Source organism: Elusimicrobiota bacterium (assembly GCA_026388095.1).
Classification (GTDB): domain Bacteria; phylum Elusimicrobiota; class Elusimicrobia; order UBA1565; family UBA9628; genus UBA9628.
Window position 1 is genome coordinate 14,856 of sequence record JAPLKL010000033.1, and the last position, 20,686, is coordinate 35,541.

At 69.6% G+C, this 20,686-nt stretch carries 15 protein-coding genes; 5 read left to right on the top strand and 10 right to left on the bottom strand.

Annotated elements, in window-relative coordinates:
- Position 1: 1 nt before the first annotated feature.
- Entirely contained in the window at positions 2-6,973 is a 6,972-nt protein-coding gene (locus tag NTY77_07715) for a S8 family serine peptidase (GenBank protein ID MCX5795362.1), read from the top strand.
- 36 nt (positions 6,974-7,009) lie between these two features.
- Here NTY77_07715 and NTY77_07720 read toward each other — a convergent pair whose 3' ends face one another.
- Positions 7,010-7,378 carry an STAS domain-containing protein gene (locus tag NTY77_07720; GenBank protein MCX5795363.1) on the bottom strand — a complete coding sequence of 123 codons (369 nt, stop codon included), beginning with the start codon at positions 7,376-7,378 and terminating at the stop codon, positions 7,010-7,012.
- 101 nt (positions 7,379-7,479) lie between these two features.
- Positions 7,480-7,743 (bottom strand): hypothetical protein, encoded by a 264-nt coding sequence (locus NTY77_07725; GenBank protein MCX5795364.1) that lies wholly within the window; start codon positions 7,741-7,743, stop codon positions 7,480-7,482.
- Positions 7,744-8,041: 298 nt separating this feature from the next.
- Between NTY77_07725 and NTY77_07730 the strand changes: the two genes are divergently transcribed.
- Entirely contained in the window at positions 8,042-11,356 is a 3,315-nt protein-coding gene (locus tag NTY77_07730) for a 4-alpha-glucanotransferase (protein ID MCX5795365.1), read from the top strand.
- Between the two features lie 2 nt (positions 11,357-11,358).
- On the opposite strand, the gene NTY77_07735 is transcribed toward NTY77_07730, so the two are convergent.
- From NTY77_07735 to NTY77_07745, 3 genes are all read right to left on the bottom strand, one after another.
- Complete coding sequence (locus tag NTY77_07735; GenBank protein MCX5795366.1) at positions 11,359-11,718, bottom strand: response regulator; 360 nt, start codon at positions 11,716-11,718, stop codon at positions 11,359-11,361.
- Between the two features lie 72 nt (positions 11,719-11,790).
- Entirely contained in the window at positions 11,791-12,513 is a 723-nt protein-coding gene (locus NTY77_07740) for an SAM-dependent methyltransferase (protein ID MCX5795367.1), read from the bottom strand.
- Positions 12,514-12,561: 48 nt separating this feature from the next.
- Entirely contained in the window at positions 12,562-13,308 is a 747-nt protein-coding gene (locus tag NTY77_07745) for a hypothetical protein (GenBank protein MCX5795368.1), read from the bottom strand.
- Between the two features lie 211 nt (positions 13,309-13,519).
- On the opposite strand from NTY77_07745, the gene NTY77_07750 reads away from it, so the two are divergent.
- The gene (locus NTY77_07750; GenBank protein ID MCX5795369.1) at positions 13,520-13,933 is read left to right on the top strand and encodes a response regulator transcription factor; all 414 of its coding nucleotides are present in this window, start codon (positions 13,520-13,522) and stop codon (positions 13,931-13,933) included.
- Here NTY77_07750 and NTY77_07755 read toward each other — a convergent pair.
- Genes NTY77_07755 through NTY77_07775 form a run of 5 tightly spaced genes read right to left on the bottom strand, consistent with a single transcriptional unit; the run spans position 13,863 to position 17,789 of the window.
- A complete protein-coding gene (locus NTY77_07755; protein MCX5795370.1) occupies positions 13,863-14,360 on the bottom strand; it encodes a 3-dehydroquinate dehydratase in 498 nt (165 codons plus the stop codon). The two genes, NTY77_07750 and NTY77_07755, sit on opposite strands and share 71 nt — an antisense overlap.
- A complete protein-coding gene (locus NTY77_07760) occupies positions 14,357-15,334 on the bottom strand; it encodes a 3-dehydroquinate synthase (protein ID MCX5795371.1) in 978 nt (325 codons plus the stop codon). The genes NTY77_07755 and NTY77_07760 overlap by 4 nt, the downstream gene beginning before the upstream one ends.
- An 8-nt stretch (positions 15,335-15,342) precedes the next feature.
- Positions 15,343-15,846, bottom strand: a complete 504-nt coding sequence (locus tag NTY77_07765; protein MCX5795372.1) for a shikimate kinase — start codon at positions 15,844-15,846, stop codon at positions 15,343-15,345.
- 9 nt (positions 15,847-15,855) lie between these two features.
- On the bottom strand, positions 15,856-16,962 hold the full coding sequence (gene aroC, locus NTY77_07770) for a chorismate synthase (protein ID MCX5795373.1): 1,107 nt from the start codon (positions 16,960-16,962) through the stop codon (positions 15,856-15,858).
- Positions 16,959-17,789, bottom strand: a complete 831-nt coding sequence (locus NTY77_07775; GenBank protein ID MCX5795374.1) for a shikimate dehydrogenase — start codon at positions 17,787-17,789, stop codon at positions 16,959-16,961. The genes aroC and NTY77_07775 overlap by 4 nt, the downstream gene beginning before the upstream one ends.
- A gap of 165 nt (positions 17,790-17,954) precedes the next feature.
- Between NTY77_07775 and NTY77_07780 the strand changes: the two genes are divergently transcribed.
- Together NTY77_07780 and NTY77_07785 are read left to right on the top strand one after the other, a co-directional pair.
- Positions 17,955-18,479, top strand: a complete 525-nt coding sequence (locus NTY77_07780; protein ID MCX5795375.1) for a hypothetical protein — start codon at positions 17,955-17,957, stop codon at positions 18,477-18,479.
- 86 nt (positions 18,480-18,565) lie between these two features.
- Complete coding sequence (locus NTY77_07785; GenBank protein MCX5795376.1) at positions 18,566-20,323, top strand: hypothetical protein; 1,758 nt, start codon at positions 18,566-18,568, stop codon at positions 20,321-20,323.
- Positions 20,324-20,686: the final 363 nt, after the last annotated feature.

Genomic DNA, 20,686 nt, shown 5'->3' on the forward strand with positions numbered 1-20,686 from the left:
TATGATGCGCAAGGCCATCGCCGTTCTGCTGAGCTTGGCCCTGGTGGGGCTCTCCGCCGGGCTGGAGCCCTTGCAGGCCATGGCCGCGGAGGTGGCCCCGGTGCGGGTCAACGGCTCCGGCAACGGCGCGCCGGTGGTCCCGAACGCGGCGATAGGCGTCCAGCTCCAGCCGGCCGGCCTGAGCGTCTCTCCTTTGTCCGGACTGCAGGGGACCTTGGGCGCTCTTCCCTCAGCCCCCAAGGTGACGGTCCAGGGGATGCCGGCTCCCGTCGCCGGGCTTCTCCAGGCCCTGCCCCCGGCCCTGCCGGGGGCTCTCCCTGCCCCGGCGGCCCAGGCGCAGGCTGAGGCGCCGCAGACCCCTTTCCAGCAGACCATGCAGCGCCTGCAGGCGCCGTCCATGGTTCAGGATTCCCCGGCCCAGGCCGGCAGCGAGACCTCGGCCGACGCGGCCAACCGCGACTTCGCCCAGCGCCTGGGCGAGAAGGTCTCCGCGGCGGCGGATCTGGAAGGCCCGCTGGCGGTCCTCGGGCCTTCAGGCTTGGTGCCCGCCGCGCCAGGGAAGGTCTCCGCTGAGGATGTCCCTGTCTCTTTGCCCGCCCCAGTCCAGCCCGGCAAGCAGGCCAAGTCCCCGGTCTTCCCGGCCGTGGTCGCCGCGGTCGCGGCCTTGGTCTGGGAGGGCATCCGGGCCGCGGCTTCCTTGACCGGCGGGGCCGCCCTGCACGCCGCGGGCGCGGCTCCGCTCTACACGGTCCTGCAGGCTGCGGCCGGCGTCGCGGGCTTCACGGTGCTGGGCGTCGGCGCGGTCTTCGCCGCCGCAGCGCTGGCGGACATCGGCTCCTACGCCTACGGGATGTGGCGGGGCCGGCAGGTCACGGACGCGGATTTCTGGGATTTCGTGCGCGGCGAGGTCATGGTCGGCCGCATGGACGCGGGCGTCGCCGAGATGCTGCGGGTCCACCGGCCCGGCGGGATCTCCTGGAACATGGATTTCGGGTTCACGGCCAACGGCAGCATCCATATGCGGCCCGAGCTCGCGGCCACTCCGTGGCTCTTCCGCCAGGTCCTCAGCCATGAGCTCCGCCATCTGCGCGGCGGCCCCCAGCGCGGGCCCCCGGCCGGCCGCATCCGGGGCCTCTGGCGCCATTTCGTCTCCGAGCTCTCCGCCCGGGCGGGGGAGTTCAAGGCCGCCAAGCGGATCGCGCGCACCCGCATCCCGGTCCTGGAGCGGGCCCTGCGCCTGGCCCAGCTCTCCTTGGCCCTGGCCAAGCCCTACGACGTGCTGGTGGTCAACGCGGGCTCCGCGGAACTCGAGAACCCGGCCGTCTACCAGGCCCTCTCGGGCGGCCAGGCCCGCGTCTCGGTGGTCAAGGGCGCCGACCCCCAGGCGGTCCTGGGCGACGCCAAGAACGCGCGCCGTTTCCAGGCCGTGGTCCTGGACCAGTCCTCCGTCCTGCTGCCGGAGGAGAAGTCCGCGGATTCCCAGCGCCTGAGCCAGGCCCTGGAGCAGCTCGACGACCTCTTCGTGCTGGCCACGCGCCTGGTGCCGCAGACCGGGGCCTTCTCCGATAACGCCGCCCACGCCCAGCGCTACCAGAGCCTGGCCGCCGTGGCCCGGGGCCTCGACCCCCGCGACAAGAAGGCGCGGGACAAGTTCGAGAAGCTGGTGCGCGAGTTCTGGCAGGACATCGCCGCGACGCGCCTGAAGGGCATCAAGGCCGCCGACCTCATGGCCTCCCTTTATGACTCCATGCCCAACAAGGGCGTCGCCTTCCTGCCTTTCGGGCCCGAGGCCGCGGGCCTGCCGGTCTGGGAGAAGCTCCTGCGCTTCTGGGAGGCCAAGGACGGGGGCCAGTTCCGCCTCGTGCGCGTGGACCTGGAGAACGGCGGCCACATCCTCATCTTGCGCAAGATCGAGGCGCGGGTGGGGCTCTGGCTGCGGCCGCAGAAGGGCTTCCTCGCCGTCACCATCCCGGACGCGGACGCCTCCAGCGAGGCCCGCGAGTCGGCGCGCACGGCGCTCTCCGCCGCGGGGTTCTCCGACCAGCTCGCCAAGTTCGACGAGCTGGGAGTCGAGATCCGCCACGTCTTCGGCGCGGACGTGGGCCGCCAGGAGATCTACGTGACCGTGCCGCGGCGCAACGCCGGCGCGATCCGGCGCTTCGTCTCCGCCGCCGCCATGGACGTGGGAGCCTCGCAGGCCAACTTCGAGCCGCACCTCTTCGAGTCCGCGGAGCTGCACAAGGTCAAGCCGGTCTGGCAGGCGGGCATCACGGGCGCCGACGGCACCATCATGTGGATCGACACCGGGGCGGACAAGACCCACCCGGACTTCGAGGGGCGCCTGGACGTGGTGGACATGGTCAACGAGGGCCCGGAGGATTGGATCGGGCACGGCACCCACGTGGCGGGGATCTCGATCTCGGGGGGGGCTGCCTACACCGGCATGGCCAAGGCCGCCCACGGCATCATGGCCAAGGTCTTCTCCCGCGAGAACCCCGGCGCCTCGGACGGCGAGATCATGGGCGCGGCGGCCATCGGCATGCAGAAGGGCGTCGACGTCATCAACCTGAGCCTGGGCAGCAAGGGCTCCTCCAGCGACAACCTGGCCACCTTCTTCTCCCAGCTCACGCACCAGAAGAACGCCAACGGGGAGTACCCCTTCGTGGCGGCCAGCGCGGGCAACTCCGGGCCCTTCGACCAGACCCTGAGCCAGCCCGCGGCGGGCGAGGACGTCTTCGCCACCGCGGCCGCGGCCGTGGGCGAGGATGACCACGCCCCGGAGATATCCTTCTTCAGCTCGGTCGGGCCGGACGTGGACAAGCGTTACGCGGTCAAGCGCGTGCGCCTCAAGCCCGACGCCACGACCAAGGGCGGCAACGTCACCACGGAGCCGGGCTCTCCCAACGTCTATCGCCTGGGCGTCTACTCCGCCAAGTCCAAGGACATGCCCAAGAATCCCTCGGACACGGCGGACGGCAAGCACACGGCCATGTCCGGGACCTCCATGGCCTCGCCCATGCTGGCTGGCATCGCGCTGCTGGTCCGGCTGGCGCTGCGCGTGACCGGGGCCGAGACTCCCTTCGTCAAGGAGCACCTGCCCCTGGTCCTCAAGGCCGTGATCATGCGCACCGCCGACGACATGCGGGTGCCGGTCTGGTTCCAGGGCGCGGGCTTCGTCAACGCCTGGGCCGCCGTGAAGCTCGTGGCCGAGTCGGTGGGCTATGTCCTGGGAAACCGGGCGGCGCGGCTCTGGGCCACGGTCAAGGGCGCCCAGGCCCCACCGTCCGCCGACGCCTTCGAGTGGGTCGCGCGCTATGAGAAGGTCCTGGCGCTCGAGGACAAGGTCTACAGCGCCGCCGAGCTGGCCAAGACCGAGGCCAAGGCCCGCTTCGACGACGCCAGCCAGGGCGACGCGGAGGACGGCGAGACCGCGGTCGACTCCCGCAAAGCCTCGGGCGACGCCGTCGCGGCCGAGGTGAGCGCCAAATTCAACTCGGCCCGGGCCGAGGTCCTCGCCGACATCCTGGCCGCGCTTCAGGACCCGGTCTGGCTGGTGCGGCGGCAGGCGGCCATGGCGCTGCTGAACCTCAAGACCCCCGAGGCGGTCATGCCTCTGGCCGAGGCGGCCCTGCACGACGCGGACGGCCGCGTGCGGCAGATGGCTTTCCTGGCCCTGGCGGAGAACACCAGCCACGCCGCGGATGTCATGCTGCAGAAGGCCTCGCAGAGCCCGCTCTGGGACGTGGCGGTCTATGCGGCTTTCGCTTTGGCCCGGCACGGCGACCGGTCCGCGGTCGAGCGCATCAGCGCGCAACTGGCCAGCGCCGACAAGGCCGTGCGCTTCTCCGCGACGTGGCTCCTGGGCCAGCTGGGGGACAAGGCCTCGGCGGTCGAGGCCGAGGCCCTCGCAGCCTCGGTCAAGAACGCCTCCGAGCGGGGCAACATCCGCCACGTGGCCGCCGCGGCCCTCTCCAACATGGCCGCGGACCAGCCGGCCGCGGTCAGCGACCCCGTCATCAAGGACCTCCTGGAGGCCTCCGGGCCCCAGAACCTCGCCTTGACCCGCACCGTGGCCAAGTTCTTCCCGATCGCCTTGCGCAACAAGGCCCTGGTGGCCCGGTTGCGGGCCGAGCCGCTCAGATCCGTGGTGGCCGATTTCGTGCTCAGGAACCGCGCCGCGGTGGGACGGCCGGGCGCGCTGGGCGACCTGGTCAGCCTCCTGGCGCGGGTGGTCAACATCCCCTTGGACATGCCCACGCCGGTGCCGGACCCCTCCGGCGCGGGCGTGGCCGGCGTGGATCCCGCCCTCGGAGACCTCGACGTCATCGTCGGCCTGCCTGAGGGCCGGGAGCTCTCCGCGTACCGCGGCAGCGCCGGAGCGGCCGAGTCTCTGGCCGAGGCGGGCCTGGCCCAGGACCTTCTGGGCAGGTTCAGCGCCAGCTTCCAGGCCGGCCTGCCCGTCTCGCGGGCCCTCTGGCTGAGCGTCCCGGCTCACAAGCTCTTCGCCCTGAGCCTGGAGCTGCGGCACGCGGGCTACTCCGTGAGCCTGTCCCAGCCCGAGCACAGCCTTTCCCGGACCGCGGCCTCCGAGGGCCTACCCTTGGTCGGCGCCCTGACGCTCGAACTCGGCGACGGCGCTCCGGCCATCCCGCCCGGCGCGGACCTCGCCTTCGTGCGCGTCACGGCGGCGAAGGCCGTCTCCGAGGCCAAGGTCATGGCCGCTTTGGAGGCCATCCGTGCCCAGGCCGGCGACACTCTGCGCAAGCCCGTGGTGGTCTCGGTGAGCCTGGGCAGCCAGGCGGCTGCGGGCTCCGGGGCTCTGGCCGGGCTCATCGACCGCCTGCTGCTCGACAACGTGGGCGTGGTCCTGCCGGCGGGCAACGAAGGTCCGGCCGAAGGCACCGTCTCGGCGCTGGCCAAGGACAGCCTCGCCGTGGTCGTGGCCGCCGCCGGCAAGACCGAGGGCCTGGAGAGCTACTCCGCGCGAGGCTCGGCACAGGCTCCGGTCATCTCATGGGCCGACCTGGTCGATGACCTGGGCTCGGCCCTGCCCAGCTTGCAGGCGGCCGCGGTCTCGGCCGCGCGCGCCATCCTGGGTGAGGACCCGTCGCTGCCGGCCCAGTCGCTCATGCCCGCCGCGGTGGGGACCGGCGCGGCCGCCGAGAACACCGCGATCAAGCTCGCCCGCATGGCCCGCCGCATGGCCGAGACCTATTCGGAGCATGGCTCCACGCTGCCTTCCGGCTGGTTCTTCTATCTGGCCGACATCGTCCGGCGGACTTTGAGCCCGCTGCCCGGCCGCGGCTCTTTCGAGGCGGGCGGCGGGGTCTTCGACCATCCGGAGAAAGCGCTGGAGCTGCTGGAGACGCGGCTCCTCGACCCGGTGGCCGCGGAGCAGGAGGCGCTGTCCCTGTCCCGGGCGGCTCGGGCGCGGTACCATGCGAACCGGGCGGCCGGCACCCCGGCCCAGGCCGCGCACAAGGCGGTCTTCAGCGCCGCCCAGGCGGTAGCCGGCCAGATCATGGCCCAGCCGCGGCTCATCGCCGCCGCCGCCGAACTGACCCGGCGCCTGGCCGGCCGCGACTTCCGGCCCGCGAGCGTCGTCCCTCAGGACGGCCTGGCCTACGTCCGGCAGCTCCGGGCGGTCCTGGCCGCGGGCAGGCAGACCGCCGGCGGCCCCATCAATCCCTTCGTCTTCCGCAAGACCTCGGGCGGCATGGTGGCGGCCCGGGCCGCGGGGCTGGAGGGCTTCCTCTACTCCAAGCTCGAGCTCTCCCGCGCCGGGACCTTGGACCTCCGCGAGCTCGACAACTATTTCCGCTACCTCGCAGACCTGCTGGCGGGGGACTCGTGGACCAAGGGCTTGCGCCGCGACCTCGATACGATCCGGACTTCCGACGCGGCCGCGGCCGAGAAGAACCGGCTCCTCGACGCGCGCCTGGCCGCCGCGGTCAGAGAGTATCAGACCGAGCTGCGGGCCGCGGACGCCTCCAACTGGTTCCGGGGCGCGGGCCTCTACGAGCTTTCAGCGAAGGACTACGGCTTCGCCGCGACCGAGAAGAAGTTCTTCGAACTCCTCGACGAGAGCGAGTTGCGGCGCATCCAGGCGTCAGCCCACGTGGACACGCTCCTGCTCAAGACCAGCTTCTCGGGAAGCTCCGAAGAGGCCTTCCGGCGGCTGGTGCGGCGGGTCCATTCCTTGGGCCTGAAGATCGCCGTGGAGTGGACGGGTGCGGAGCCTTTCGACGACGTCCGGGCCGCGGACCTGGGCGTGGACGCCGTGCACCGGGGCGGGAGCTACTTTGTCGGCGGCCAGGAGCTGGGCCGGGACCGGGAGGCGCTGCCCGAGGCGCTGGCCAGCCGGGACGCGGACCGCGTCCGCGCCGCCCTGCGGGACGCGGCGTTCTCAGCCTGGCAGCGCGGCGGTCCGGCGGACATGAGCGTCATCTCCTTGCGGCGCCTGGGGCGGCTCGGAAGGGGCTCCCTTTTGATGGCGATGCTGCTGCGGCCCGTGGTCCTCAAGACCGAGACCGATGAGGATTCGCTGCCCGCCGGGCCGGTCGCCGACCTCTTGCGCGAGTTCCTGCGCTTCGCGTCCGCCCGGTCTGCGGAGTACCGGGACCTCCTGGCGCGGGGGGCCATGGAGGTGCTCGACACCGATCCGGGCACGCCGGTCGTGGCCTACACCCTCAGCGCGGCTTCCGGGGCCAGGCGCAAGACCGTGCTCGCCGCGGCCAACTTGGCGGATCGGCGGGCCCACGGCTTGTTCCGGTTCAAGGCGGCGCAGTCGGGTTTGGACGAGTTCGCGCCGGCCGCCGACAAGACCTACACCCTGCGCGACCTGGCCAACGCTGACGCCGACGGGCAACCCGTGACCTACACCCGGTCCGGCCAGGAACTCCTGGAGAAGGGGCTCTACATCGAGCTCGACGGCGGCGGGGTGCACCTCTTCGAGGTCGCGGAAGCTCCCTGAGCCGAGCCGGCGCTCAGCAGCCTCCGCCCGCGGGCGTCACTCCCCGCTCTTGACCTTCCGCTGTATCTCGTCGTAGTAGCGGTCCGCCTCCTCCAAGCTCGCGAAGTACTGCTCTTCGGGCACGATCTGGGCGATCTCGAAGACCCTCTGGACCGGCGGCTGCATGTTGCTGACCATGAATACGCCCGACGCGAGGTCCTGCCTGGCCTTGAAGATCACGCGCAAGCCCATGCTGCTGATGTACTCCAGTCGGGCCAGGTCCAGGACCAAGCCCCGGACCGGCGCACCCCTGAGCGTGGCGAGCTTCTGCTCCAGCTGGGGCGCGGTCGCGGTGTCCAGCCTGCCCGTCAAAGACAGTTCGAAGAAACAGGGCTTGCGCTCCCGCATGACGATCTGAAGTGGCATCTTGGCATCCTCCTGGCGCAGATGTCCATCGCCCGGGCCGTGGATTCCAACACGGGAGATCCCATCCGCCTTTCGACTAAAGCCGTTATCTCTGGTCCGGCTCAGCCGCCGCAGCAACCATTCGATTGCGGCGTCTGGGGGACGCTGGTGGTGTTGTTGGTATTCTGGTTGACGTTGACGTTCACATTGGCGTTGGCATTCTGGTTGACGTTGGCGTTCACGTTGACGTTGACGTTGCTATTGTTATTGCTGTTGTTGTTGCCGTCAAGCTGTTTCGCATGGGCCTTCCCTGCCGAGAGGCCCATGATCCCCAGCGCAACGACAGAAAACACGATGACTGACAGCCGATAGAACCTTGCTTTCATTTTCAATCTCCAAGTCTTGCGAATTGAACCCCCTCAGTATAACTCCCGAAAGACACGCCATGCAAGAGACCGTTATCTCTCACCCCTTGCAGTAGGGCTTGGTCAGGTGTATGCTATTTTATCGAAATCACTGGAGTGAGGGGCGTGGCGACGGGCTCGAAGCGCAGGGGTATTTCTATACATCTTAAGGCCCAATATGGGCTGGGCCCATTAATGGTGTTACCGGACCTTGATGGCCCAGGTTGACTTGGCGGTCCCCGGCTACACTCCTAATAAGGATACGCGACCGGCAGAGAGTATGTCCCAAAGCAACAGCCGAAACGGTCTCAGGAAAGCGCTGAGCGCGCTCATCATCAACGCCCTACTGTTCACCCAGCAGGGCTTCGCGCTCCAGGCCTTCGCCCAGACCAAGGTCGAGGCGGTCACAGCCGCCCCCGGGACCGGTTCCGTCGGCTCCGTCGGCACATCCTTGGGCTCGGCCTCTTCCCTCTCCGGCGCCAACCTCGCCCCTGCCGCAATCCTGACTCTGTCCCAGCCCGGCCTCAGCGCCGTGCCCACGGTCATCCCCCAGGTCGCGAACCCCGCTCCGATCCTGAGCGCCGGGCCGGCTCCCGTCGCCGCGCCGGCGGCCTCCCCCGTCCCGGCCAAGGCGGCGACATCGGCGCGCCTGACCAAGGTCGCTGAGAGCCTCCAGCCCGAGCTCAAGACTCTGGCCGGCCCCGAGGCCCAGGCCGACCAGGCCCAAGGCGCGGGCGAGCGCGTCATGGCCAAGGCCCTCGGCCAGAGTACCCAGGACCTGCCCGAGCTGGCCGAGCCCGCCTCCGCCGCCGGGACTTCGTACTCCGGCGCCAAGGTCCACGCCGCTCTGCGCAAAGGCGCGCAAGGCCCGGCAGCCCGACAGGGCCGGGACGGCTCCTGGTGGAAAGACCCCGCCTCCCAGCATGTCGCGGTCACCGTCCCGCTCTACGCCCTGCGCCGCGCCGAGGGCGACCCGGGCATCGGCAAGTTCACGGACTTCGGCGCCTACTACCGCGACGTGCTCGCCGCGCAAGGCGTCGACACCATCCATCTCCTGCCCCATTTCGCGGTGCTCGACGAGAGCCCCTACGCGCCGGTGAGCCTCTACGCCTTGAACGAGAGCAACGTGGACTGGGCGGTCGTCGACGAGGTCAAAGGTGACCCGGCCCTGCTGGCCAAGCTCGCGGTGGCGGACCAGGCCGACCGGCAGGCGGTCAACTACAAGGCCCTCTGGAGCCGCGAGGAAGCGGTGGCGCAGGAGGCCTACCGCAATTTCCAGCGCGACCACATGTCGCGCGGCACCTCCCGGTCCAAGGACTATCTGGCCTTCCTCAAGGAGAACGCCTACTGGCTCAACGACTACGCGGAGTTCATGACTTTGTCCCGGATCATCGGCAAGCCGTCCTTGCAGTGGACCAAGAACGAAGAGACCGGCGCCCGGCACGATCCGCGCTTCATCCTGCTCAAGAACACCCATTTCTATGCCCAATGGAACGCCTTCCGGCAGTTCGGCGACGCCATGGACACGATCCACCAGGCGGGCGGCCACGTGCTCTTCGACATCCCCATGTTCCGCGCCAAGAACTCGGTGGACTCCTGGAAGCATCCCGAGTACTTCAAGGACCTCAAGACCCGCAACCCGGGGATCAAGAACCAGTGGATCAACGAGGACTGGCTGGACCTGGCCCTGTGGGATTGGACCAGGCTCAAGGGCGAGGGCTACCGGCCCATGCTCGAGCCGTTCCGCCACTGGCTCAACCTGGGCTTCGACGGCGCGCGGGTGGACGCTCTGCATTTCGCCTACAATTTCGGCAACGGCCAACTGGCCAGCGGCGACGAGCCGGGAGACGATTACGTCTCCGCTTTGGGTGAGGTGCTCAAGGCCGGCGACGCCTTCCCCCTGGCCGAGGCTTTCGAGGGCAAGGCCGACAACGCGCAGCGCTACGGCTTCGTCACGGTGTACGGGGATTGGAAGAAGCTGAGCTCGCACGACGACCCCCGCAGCGAGGGCTTCATGGCGCGCCTGCTGGACCTGAGCCGGCAGGGCGGCTCCGGCAAGAACGGCCGATTCGTGGGCTACACCTTGGGCGACGAGTGGAACGACCCGGTCCCGGTGAAGGTGGTCAAGGACGGCAATTCCTACTGGCGCTACCGCATCCCCTTGCCTGCGGACCCCGACTACAAGAGCCGGGCGCGCGCCGACAACCGCGGACAGATGGGGGGCTGGAAGGCCATGCAGGAAGGCAACGTCTGGAAGGCCGCAGAATCGCTCTGGACCGCCTTCAAGGCCGCGGGCGACACGTTCGTGAAGCACTTCAACGGCTCCGTGCAGATCTGGGCCGCGAGCCTGGACTGGTTCCAAGAGGAATGGGGCCGCGACACCTTCATCTCCTTGCCGGGCCTGCTGCTCTCCACCGGCCGCTCCGCCGAGGCCAAGGAGAACATGCGCAACTTCGCCAGGTACGAGCACAACGGGCTGATCCCGAACCGCATCTGGGACGCTTCGCGCTGGTCGCCGGCCAAGCCCGACGGGGTGGAGTACAACACGGTGGACGGCTCCATGTGGTTCGTGCAGGCGGTCAAGAAGTACGCGGAGACCACCCAGGACGCCGCTTTCGTCGCGGAGATGCTGCCGGTCCTGCGGCGCGTGATGGAGCGCTACGCTTCGGGCACGGGCTACGACCGCTACGGCCGCTTCAACCGGATCTATATGGACACGGACGGGCTGATCGTGAGCCCGGCCCAGGCCACCTGGATGGACGCCGACCCGGAGGGACGCGACCAGCCCGTGACACCGCGCAACGGCAAGGCCGTGGAGATCAACGCCCTTTGGTACGCGAACCTGCGCTTCCTGGCCCGGCTGGAGCGCCAAGCCGGCCGCGACGCCGCGGCCCGGGCCTTGGACTCCCGCGCGGACCTGGCCAAGAAGTCCTTCAACGAGAAATTCTGGTTCGCCACCGAGGACAACAAGAAGGCCTGGGGCGGCTCGGGCGGGGCTCTGGCCGACGTGGTGGAAGGCGACCCGCACGGGCAGGCGATCCGGCCGAACATGCTCTTCGCGGTGAGCGCCGGCGAGGACCTGCTCAGCCCGGAGCGGCAGGCGGCCGTGGTGCAGGCCGCGACCCGGGATTTGTTGACGCCTTACGGGATGCGCACCCTGTCTTACCGCGACAGCGGCTATCACGCGACCTACGACACCTCGAAGCCTCCGCTCGAGAAGGACCAGGCCTACCACCAGGGCACGGTGTGGCCTTGGCTGCTGGGCTCCTACGTGGACGCCTTGGCGCGCGTGCGCCGGGCCCAGGGCTGGGACGAAGGCCGCATCCGCGAAGAAGTCGGCGGGATCATGACTCCCTTGGCCGAGTTCCTGGTGAGCCGGCCCGAGGGGTCATTGCCCGAGGTCTTCGACGGCGGCCGGCCGCAGGAAGCCCTGCAGCGCTTCTCCTTGGCCGACCCGCTGGGCCTGCGCGACGTCATCGTCAAGATCCTGCGCGGCCAGAACCGGGGCGGCACGCGCGCGCAGGCCTGGAGCGTGGCCGAGGCCATCCGCGTGCTGGCGGAGTACGGCCTGGCCCCCATCGCCCCGCGGCCGTAGCCCTACGGCTCGCAGCAGAGCATCGTCCCCAGGTCGGGGAGGTCGAAGGGCTTGGGCATGAATGAGCCGAGCTTGGCTTTCCTGACCTTGGTCTCGTTGGCGGGCTCGCCGCTCATCATCACGACCTTGAGGGGGGGGTCCTGGTCCCGCAGGCGCCTGGCGACCTCGATGCCGTCGGGCCCGCCGCCCAGGTCCACGTCGGCCAGGAGCATGTGGAACTTGCCGACCTCGAAGGCCTCCAGGGCCGCCGCGCCGCTGCCGGCGGCGACCACCTCCCAGCCCAGCTTGGTTCTGAAGTAGAAGCTGAGCAGCTCCAGCAGCGAGGCCTCGTCCTCCACGATCAGGATGCGTTTGGGCTCCACGGCCATAGGTCCGATAAGTATAGGGTCGGACCCGAGGAATTTCAAGGGGGGGCCCTAGGATTTGACCGGATTCTATTCGCGGCGCGGCTCGGCCCCGGGCTGCTCGAAGAGCTGCAGCAGGCAGAAGAGGACGCCCTTGTCGTGGGGCTTGTCCCCGATGCGCTCGGAGGCGAGCCGGCGCAGGCCGAGGCGCTCCACCCGCAGCCCGTAGTCCTCGCGCACGGCCAGATCCGCGGCGGTCCCGTAGCCGTGGGCGAGCAGGAGCCGGCCGCCCGGCTCCAGGCGGGAGAGCAGGCGCTTGAGGAACAGCTCGAAGGCCTTCTCATACGAGGGCCCCTTGGTCGGGGCCGGCAGGTAGTAGAGCACCTCGGCCATCACCATGAGGTCGTAGGACTTCTCGGGCTGCCAGGTCCGCACGTTGGCCTGCACCCACTCCACGTGCGGCGCCCCCACCAGCCGGCGCGCCCGGCCCAAAGCGGCCTCGGAGAGGTCGAGGGCGGTCACCTTGTCGCAGATCCCGGCCAAAGACCTGGTGAAGTGCCCCTCGGCGCAGCCCACCTCCAGGGCGCTGCGGAAGCGCCGGCCCGCGAGCAGCCCGGCCATGCGCTCGAAGCGCGTCAGCTCGTAGGGGGAGGTGGCGTACTCGTAGGGGTCCGCACCCCGCCGGAACACGCGCCGTAGCTTGTCCCGGGCCGTGAAGTCATGGCGGGCCAGCATGAGGCGCTCAAGCAGCTTGAGGTCGTAGCGGGCGACCAGGCTCTGGACCCACCTGGCCTCGATGAGGCGCTTGAGCATCCCCGGGATTCTAGCAATTATCGTCCGGCGCCGGTCCGGAGCTCCGCGCTACGGCTGCGCTTGCGGCGGCGCCTGCGGCGGCAGCTTCTTTCCCGGCGGCAGCTTCTGCCCCTGTGGCGGCGGCGGCAGCTTCTTTGCTGGCGGCAGCTTCTGCTCCTGCGGCGGCGGCGGCGCCTGCAAGGCTCCCTTGCAATCGATGACGGACTTCTTGAAATTCTCGCGATGCAGCGTCTCGCAGTCGGTGACGCTGTCGTTGAGGATGTTCTCGAGGAACTCCTTCTCGCTCCGGATCTTATCGACGGCCTCGGGTTGGGACGATTCGGCCGAGACGAGCTGGCCTGCGAGCGCCTTCTTGGCGGCCTTGAGGTAGGCGAGCTTGGCGGTCAGGCGCTTGAGCTTGACGACCATGGCCTTCTCACCGGCGGAGTCGAGGGTCTTGCCCGCCGCGTCATTGAGCTTGGACTTCCAGGCCTTGTCGATCGCGACCCTGTCGCCGACCTCCTTGAGCACTGCCTTGCCGGTCGTGGGATTCTTCATGTCCTCGGGATCGCAGGCGACGACCTTCCCGGCCTGCGCCTTGCAGGCCACCACGGTCTCGACCTTGCCTTCGACCTCGGGGCCTTCGACCTCCACGCCGATGAGGACGTCTGGGCCCGCGCCCTTGGCGGCCTGGTCCTTGGCGGGGGGACCTTTCTGGGCTTGGTCGGAGCCCTGGGCTTTGTGGCCGGGCTCATCGGCGCAGGCGGCCGGCGACGACAAGAACGCGGCGCAAAGGACGGCGAAGATGGTCTTCATTCGTTCCTCCGGTGCGGCAGCGATGCTCCCACCGGCCAACTATAGCAGAAAGGCGCAGACCTGGCAAACCGGGATCAGCCCCCCGGCTCCATCCTCAAGGCCGGCCGGTTAACCGAGATTTTATCCGGACTTTACCGGATATTTTGTTTTCCGCAACAAATCCCTCGGCGCGAGGGCCTAAAATATACCGCCGGACCTGGTCCGGCGGTATATGCGGAGACTGCTCCTCGTCGAAGACGACGCCGATGCCTGCAGCTTCATCAAGTACGTGCTGGAGCAGGAGGAGTTCGACGTCCAGGTGGCGCGCACCGCGGGGGAGGCCCGCGCGGCTCTGGCGGGCAGCCCTGCGGACCTGGTCGTGATAGACCGCGGGCTGCCGGACGGCGACGGCATCGAGCTCTGCCGGGAGATGCGGGAGCGGCCCAACTTGGCGCGCACCCGCGTCATGTTCCTGACCGCGAGCAAGACCCCCGCCGACATCGAGGACGGCTTCGCCGCGGGCGCCGACGACTACCTGAGCAAGCCCTTCAGCTTCATCGAGTTCTTGGCCCGCATCAAGGCCCTGCTGCGGCGCGACCCCGGCTCCGGCGAGCTCCTGACCGAGCCCGACGGCGCGGCTTCCTGAGACCCGGGCCGGCCAGCCGGTCGATGGCTTCCAGATAGGAGCCGATCCCTTTGCCGCTGATCGCGGCTAGGCAGGCCGGGGCGATGACCGAGCGGCGGCGGAAGGGCTCGCGTCTCTTGACGTCCGTCAGATGGACTTCGATGGTGGCGACGCCGATGGCGGCCACCGCGTCGCGCAGAGCGTAGGAGTAGTGCGCATAGGCGCCCGGGTTGAAGACCACGCCTTGGGCCCAGCGGCGGTTCTTGTGCAGCAGGTCGATCAAAGTCCCCTCGCAGTTGGACTGGTAGATGCGCAAGGTCGCTCTGCGTTTCCTGGCGTAGGCGCGCAGATGGGCGTTGAGCTGGGCCAAGGTCATGGTGCCGTAGACCTTGGGCTCGCGCTCTCCCAGCAGGTTCAGGTTGGGGCCGTGCAGGACCAATATCCTCATCTGAGTCCTCCTAGGATGAAGCGCACCGCCTCGCGCACTTCGCGCTCCGGCACGCGGTCGGTGACGTAGGGCCGGCCCACGGACTTGAGCAGCACGAAGCGTAGCCGCCCCCGGCGGGCCTTCTTGTCGCGGCGCAGGATCGCCATCACCGCCGATTCGCTCAGGCGCAGCCGGGGCACGGGGAAGGACTCGAGGCAGTCGGCCAGGCGCGAGAGCCGCAGCGCGGCGCGCATGCCGCAGACCACGGCCTCGCCGTGGCGCAGCCGGCCCGCGGCCGCCGTCTCCAGGGCGTGGCCGATCGTGTGCCCGAAATTGAGGACCTCGCGTATGCCCTTGGTCTCGCGCTCGTCCTTGGCGACGACGCGGAACTTGAGCGCCGCGCAACGCCTGACCACCGGCTCGAGTCCGCGGGCCGGCCTCAGCAGCGCCGGGTCGCAGATCAGGCCGTATTTGAGGACCTCTCCGAGGCCCGAGGCCAGCTCCCGCAGGGGCAAGGTGTCCAGGAAGTCCGTGTCGCAGACCACGGCCCGGGGCTGGTGGAAGGCTCCCACGAGGTTCTTGCCCTCGGCCAGGTCGATGGCGGTCTTGCCGCCGATGCCGGCGTCCACCTGGCCCACGAGGGTCGTGGGCATGCCGATCCAGGCTATGCCGCGCATGTAGACCGCGGCGGCAAAGCCCGCAGCGTCGGTGACCGAGCCTCCGCCCAGGGCCAGGAGGACCGAGTCCCGGCCCAGGCCTTGGCGCAGCATGTGTTTCATGAGCTTTGCGACCGCGTCCCAGGTCTTGGCCTTTTCGCCTCCGGGCAGGAGGTGCAGGCTGGTCCGGGCCCCGGCGCGGCGCAGGGCCTTGGCGACCGGCGCACCGTGCAGGCGCCAGGCCTTGGGCTCGGAGACCAGCATGAGGCGTGTGCGGGGGGGGAGCCCCTTGAGCCAGCGCCGGGGCTGCTGGGCCAGACCGCGTCCGACGAGGATCATGGGGCTCATCATAGCAAACCCCCTATCTGCGCGGCGGCCTGGGCCGGGGTCCGACGAGTCGTCGAGACCACCCGGTCCGCGTCCCGGTAAAGCCCTCGTCTCCGGGCCAGAAGACGGCGCAGTCTCTCCCGCCGCCCCGCTCCTGCGCCCAAGAGGGGACGCTTGCCGTCGTCCGGGCGCAGGCGCGACCACAGCGCCGCCTCAGAGCAGCTCAGGCTCACCAGGAGGCCGGTCTTGCGGACCAGGAGCCGGTTGGAGCGCCGCAGGAGCGTGCCGCCGCCCAGAGCCACCACCGCCGCCTTGCGCGCCGCGGCGCGGCGCAGCGCGGCCGACTCCAGGCGGCGGAATGATCGCTCTCCCCTCTGGAAGAGCTCGCGGATGGGCCTTCCCGCGGCGCGCTCGACTTCGCTGTCGAGGTCCACGAAGGGCCGCCGCAGCCTGCGGGCGAGGCTGCGGCCGACCGAGGTCTTGCCCGCGCCCATGAAGCCGGTCAGGTAGATGAGGTCAGGCATTTCCGGGGGTCACTTCCTGAGCGACCGCAGGCGCGGCAGGATCTCCCGCATGGAGTCGCCGCCTGTCTTATCGAGCAAGGCGTCGGCCAGGACCAAGGCGACCAAGGCCTCGGAGATGACGGCCGCCGCGGGCACGGCGCACACGTCCGAGCGCAGCACCGGCGCCGGGGCGGCCCGGCCGGTCCGGAGGTCCACGGAAGGCAGGGGCTTCATCAAGGTGGGGAGGGGCTTCATGGCCGCGCTCAGGAGCAGGGGCTCGCCCGTGGTCATGCCCCCGTCTATGCCTCCGGAGCGGTTGCTGCGATAGGCGGCCCGGCCCGCCTTCCAGTAGTAGGGGTCCAGAGCCCGGGAACCGGGGAGGGCCGCGGCCTCGAAGCCCAGGCCCACGGCCACGGCCTTGATGCCGTTGAGAGCCATGAGCGCCGCGGCCAGGCGCCCGTCGAGACGCCGGTCCCAATGGGCATAGCTGCCCAAACCCGGGGGCAGGCCGTCGGCCCAGACCTCGAAGACGCCGCCCAGGGTGTCGCCGGCGCGGCCGGCGCGCTCGATGGCGCCGACCATGCGGCGCGAGGCCGTCGGGTCCGTGGCGCGCACCGGCGAGGCATCGGCCCGGGAATTGAGCCGCGAGACCGGGCCGGGCCGGGATGAGCGGTCGGCCTCCGGGCCGATGGACAGGACGCGGCTGGCCACGCAGATGCCGCAGGCTTCCAGGAAGCGCTTGGCCGCCGCGCCCAAGGCCGTGCGGGCCGCTGTCTCCCGCGCGCTGGCTCGCTCCATGACGTCGCGCAGGTCCGTGAAGCCGTACTTGCGGGCGCCTGCGAGGTCGGCATGTCCGGGCCGCGGGACCGTGAGGACGGGCTCCCGTCCGCCGCCGTGGTCGGAGTTGGGTATGCGTACCGCCAGGGGAGAGCCCAAGGTGCGGCCGCGCCGCACTCCGCCGAGCAGCTCCACGCGGTCGGCCTCGAGACCTTGGCGGGAACTGCGGCCGCAGCCGAGCTTGCGGCGGGCCAGTTCGGCCTGGATGTCCGCGGCCGAGAGCTCCAGCCCCGCGGGCAGGCCTTCGAGTATGCCCACCAGAGCGGGGCCGTGGGATTCTCCTGCGGTGAGGAATCTCAGGGGCATGATAGTCTCTCCAGGAGGCGGCCTTTCAGGGCGGCGCGCCGGGGGGCGCCCAGGGATCCGAACCAGAACTCCCAGGAGCGCAGGGCTTGGGACACGAGCATGCCGCTGCCTCCCAGCACGCTGGCGCCCAGGCGCCGGGCCTGGCGCTGGAAAGCGGTGCGGCGGCCGTAGACCAGGTCCAAGGCCAGGCCGCAGCCCGGCCAGTCGCCAGGAGCGGGCGAGCGGTCAGGGAACCCGGCCATGCCCAAGGGTGTGGCGTTGACGGCCAGGTCCGCGGCTCCGGCCCGGCCCGCGGCGAAGACGGTGCCCGGGAAGCTCGCGGCCAGCGCGCGGGCCAAGGCCCGGGCCGCTTCGGGCCGGCGCGCGGCGATGGTCACGCGGCGGGCGCGCAGGCGGCCCAAAGCGCAGAGCACGGCCCGGGCCGCGCCGCCCGCGCCGAAGACCAGGGCATCGCGGCCCGCGGCCGAGAACCCCGACTCCCGCAAGGCGTCCGCGAAGCCCGCGGCGTCCGTATTGTGGCCGATGAGGCGGCCTTGGCTGCAGCGCAGCGCGTTGACCGCGCCGGCCAGCCGGGCTTCCGGCGTGAGCGCGTCGAGCAGGGGAACGATGGCCACCTTGTGGGGCACCGTCACGTTGCCGCCCAGCATGCCGGACCAGCGCATGAGCTCCACGGCGCAGGCCAGCCTCTCGGGGAGGACGTCGCAGGCGCGGTAGAGCACCTTGCGCCGGGTCAGACCGCCGAGGCCGGCCATGAGGCGCGGAGACATGGAATGCGCGACGGGGTGTCCCAGCAGGCAGAGCTTTACGGGTTCTTTGGGCATGAACGAGGTCCGGCCAAGTCCCGACATTCTACCAATAACGAAGGGGGGTGGCCGGGCATTTCGCCTGAAAGCCATGTGACTGCCTGACAAATCCTGACAAAACACCTCTTGTGGAGAACGTCGGGTGCATCCATAATCTAAGTGCGGACCCTTGCTGGAGCCAGAATGGATAGATGCCGATCGGCCTGCTTTTTGGCCGTTCTGACGATTTTCGCTTTTGAGCCTGGCGGCGCCCGCGCTTCCGCAGGGGCGGCGCCCCAGGCCAAGCGGTCTGCCGGGCTCTACCAGAAGGGGGCGCGGGCCTACGCTCAAGGGGACCTCGACGCTGCCTTGGCCGCCTACCGGGAGGTCCTGAAAGAAGACCCTGAAGACCCCACGGCCGAGCTCGCCGTCGGGCGCATCGAGATGGAGCTGGCGGCCCGGCGAGCGGCTGCCGCGAGAGCCGCTGCGGCCGGGGACCTGCATCGGCAAGCCGCGGACCTCGACAGCCTCGTCCTTGACCACCTCTACGACTGGTTCTTCTTCGAACGCACGCTGGGAGATGCCCAAGCCGACTTGGGGACCCTGCAAGCCCGCAGCGGGATGGTCGCCCAGTTCATGGCGGAGCGCAGGTTGGCGCTCAGCCGGGCCGGCCGATTCCCCAAGGAGCGGGAGCTGCGGGCTTTGGTCCGCAGGCTGCCTACCAGTTGAGCCGGCACGCCTCATAGGACTTTTGTCTCCGCCTTCTGGGTCTTCCGCTCCTCGTAAAACAGCGTTCCCAGCCGCATACTTTGGGTATGGAGACAAGGCTCAAGTCCTTCTGGGTCGCGGCCCTGCTTTTCTTCTGCGGTTCCCTCCAAGCGGCCACCCTCCGCATCGCCCCGGTCTCCGGCCCGGTCGCGCCCGTGATCCAGGTCCCCCTGGGCGCTGCTTTCCTCTCCTCCGGCCGGCTCGAAACGCATTCCCTTTCCCCGCAGGCGCTCGTCCCCGGTCTCCTGGCCCCCTCTGTCCCGGTCCCGCAGGTCCAGCCGCTCGCCGCAGCGCCCGCCTTGCTGCCGTCCCCAGCCCCGGCCGTCACCTTCGCGCAGCGCCTGAACAAGGTGGACTCCCAACTCGCCGCCCCGCTGGCCGCAGCGGCGGACGAGAAGTCCGGGTCCGATTCCTCATACCAGGCCGGCCGGAAAATCGAAGAGGTGCTCACCGGCCAGGCCCCGGACCTGCCTCCGGCCGGGCCCGCCGCGGAGCTCAGCGAAACCCAGGAGTCCTGGCTGCGGGGCAACCTCGTGCAGGGGCCCGCGCCAATATTGACCGAGACCGGCTTCCAGGCCTTGGTTAACAACGACGCCGCCGCCATGGACCAGATCCTGCCCTGGCTCAAGGATACCCCCAACGCTCTGCCCACCATGCTCTCCTCCATCTACCAAGCCTTGAGCCGCGTGGTCTCAGCCGAGGGGATGAGCGGCTCCGAGCGCGCGGCCCTGGCTCAGGCCCTCGATGACCGCTTCGCCGCGGCGCTCGAGACTCTGAGCCGCAGCGCGGCCCTGAGCAACAGCCAGCGCGACGTCCTCTCCGAGGTCAACGGCCGGTTCCTGCGCAACTACGCCGCTTTGAACGAGCTCGCCCATCACCGGCAGGCCGCAGGCAGCTTCAGCGCCCTGCAGAAGAGCGCCCTCTCCTTGGTCGCCCCTTCCCAGCAGCAGACCTTCGCCGAGGATCGCTGGATGCTCCAGCCGCCCTTGCCCGTGGCGCAGCGCGGCGTGGGCGAGGACCGCGAGGAGCGCATCCTCCTGGGCACCACCGAGACGGAGCGCAACATCAAGGACTGGCAGTTCTACCTGGAGAAATACCTCTCCCGCTACCGCATCGCGCTGCGCGAGCCCCGCTTCTCCCAGCGCCTGCGCGACCAGATGACCCAGGTCCTGAGCACCTATCTGGGCCGCTTCTTCCAGACCCAGGGGGCCCTGCATTCCAATCTGGAGCGCATAACGGGCTTCTCCTTGCACACCAGCTTCACCAACCCGAAGTCCATCACGGCCCGGGCCCGCCGCGTGGTGTGGATTCCGGACAACGCCGATCTGCGCCTGGTCCCGGAGCCGGGCGGCTACCGGGTCGAGGCGGCCTTCGAGACCGACATCCAGGACGACGCGGTGCTCAAGACGGTGAAGGCCTCCATCGAGGAGTATTGGAACGGCCGCTTCGAGTTCGGCGGCCGGGAGTCCTCGTTCCGGGTCTCGGTCAGCATCAGGAAGCTGACCCCCGGCCAGGAATTCTCGGCGGGCAGCCTGCGCATACTCGACAGCCGCTCCGGGGTCAGCCACGCCACGCGCGACGCCATCGTGCTCGACCGCAACCTGCGCTACGACGTCCCGGCCCATGAGTTCGGGCACATCCTGGGGCTCGCCGACGAGTACCGGGAGGGCTACGATCCCGACCTGTCGGCCGCGGTCATGCTGCAGAACCACGCCAGCATCATGGGCTCGCCCAACGGCAAGGTCCTGCCCCGCCACCTCAAGACCGTCTACCAGCTCCTGCGGCGCCGCAGCCTGCGGCCCTAGCCCCAATGCCGGTCACTTAGTGGCACGAAGTTGTTGTGCCATGACGAAAGACGGCGACTTTATTTGCAAATTTGTCATATTTTTCAATCACTTCTAGCAAATCCACCGCCAGCGCTGGAGGTATTGCTTAATTTATCGTTATTTCATAAATAGAATTAGCATTTCAGGTCGCCATCCAGATCACTGAGACTTCGGCCCAGTACTCTCTCTTCCTGCGCTCACGGCGCTTGGCGCCGCGAGCCGCGCGCGCCCCATTCCGCCTGCGCGCGCAACTTCATGAAGATCCAAGGGATCGGGAAGTGACCCAGCACTCAGAATCCTCATAGGGTCGGCGCGACAGAGGAATATCGTCGATCGGGATAG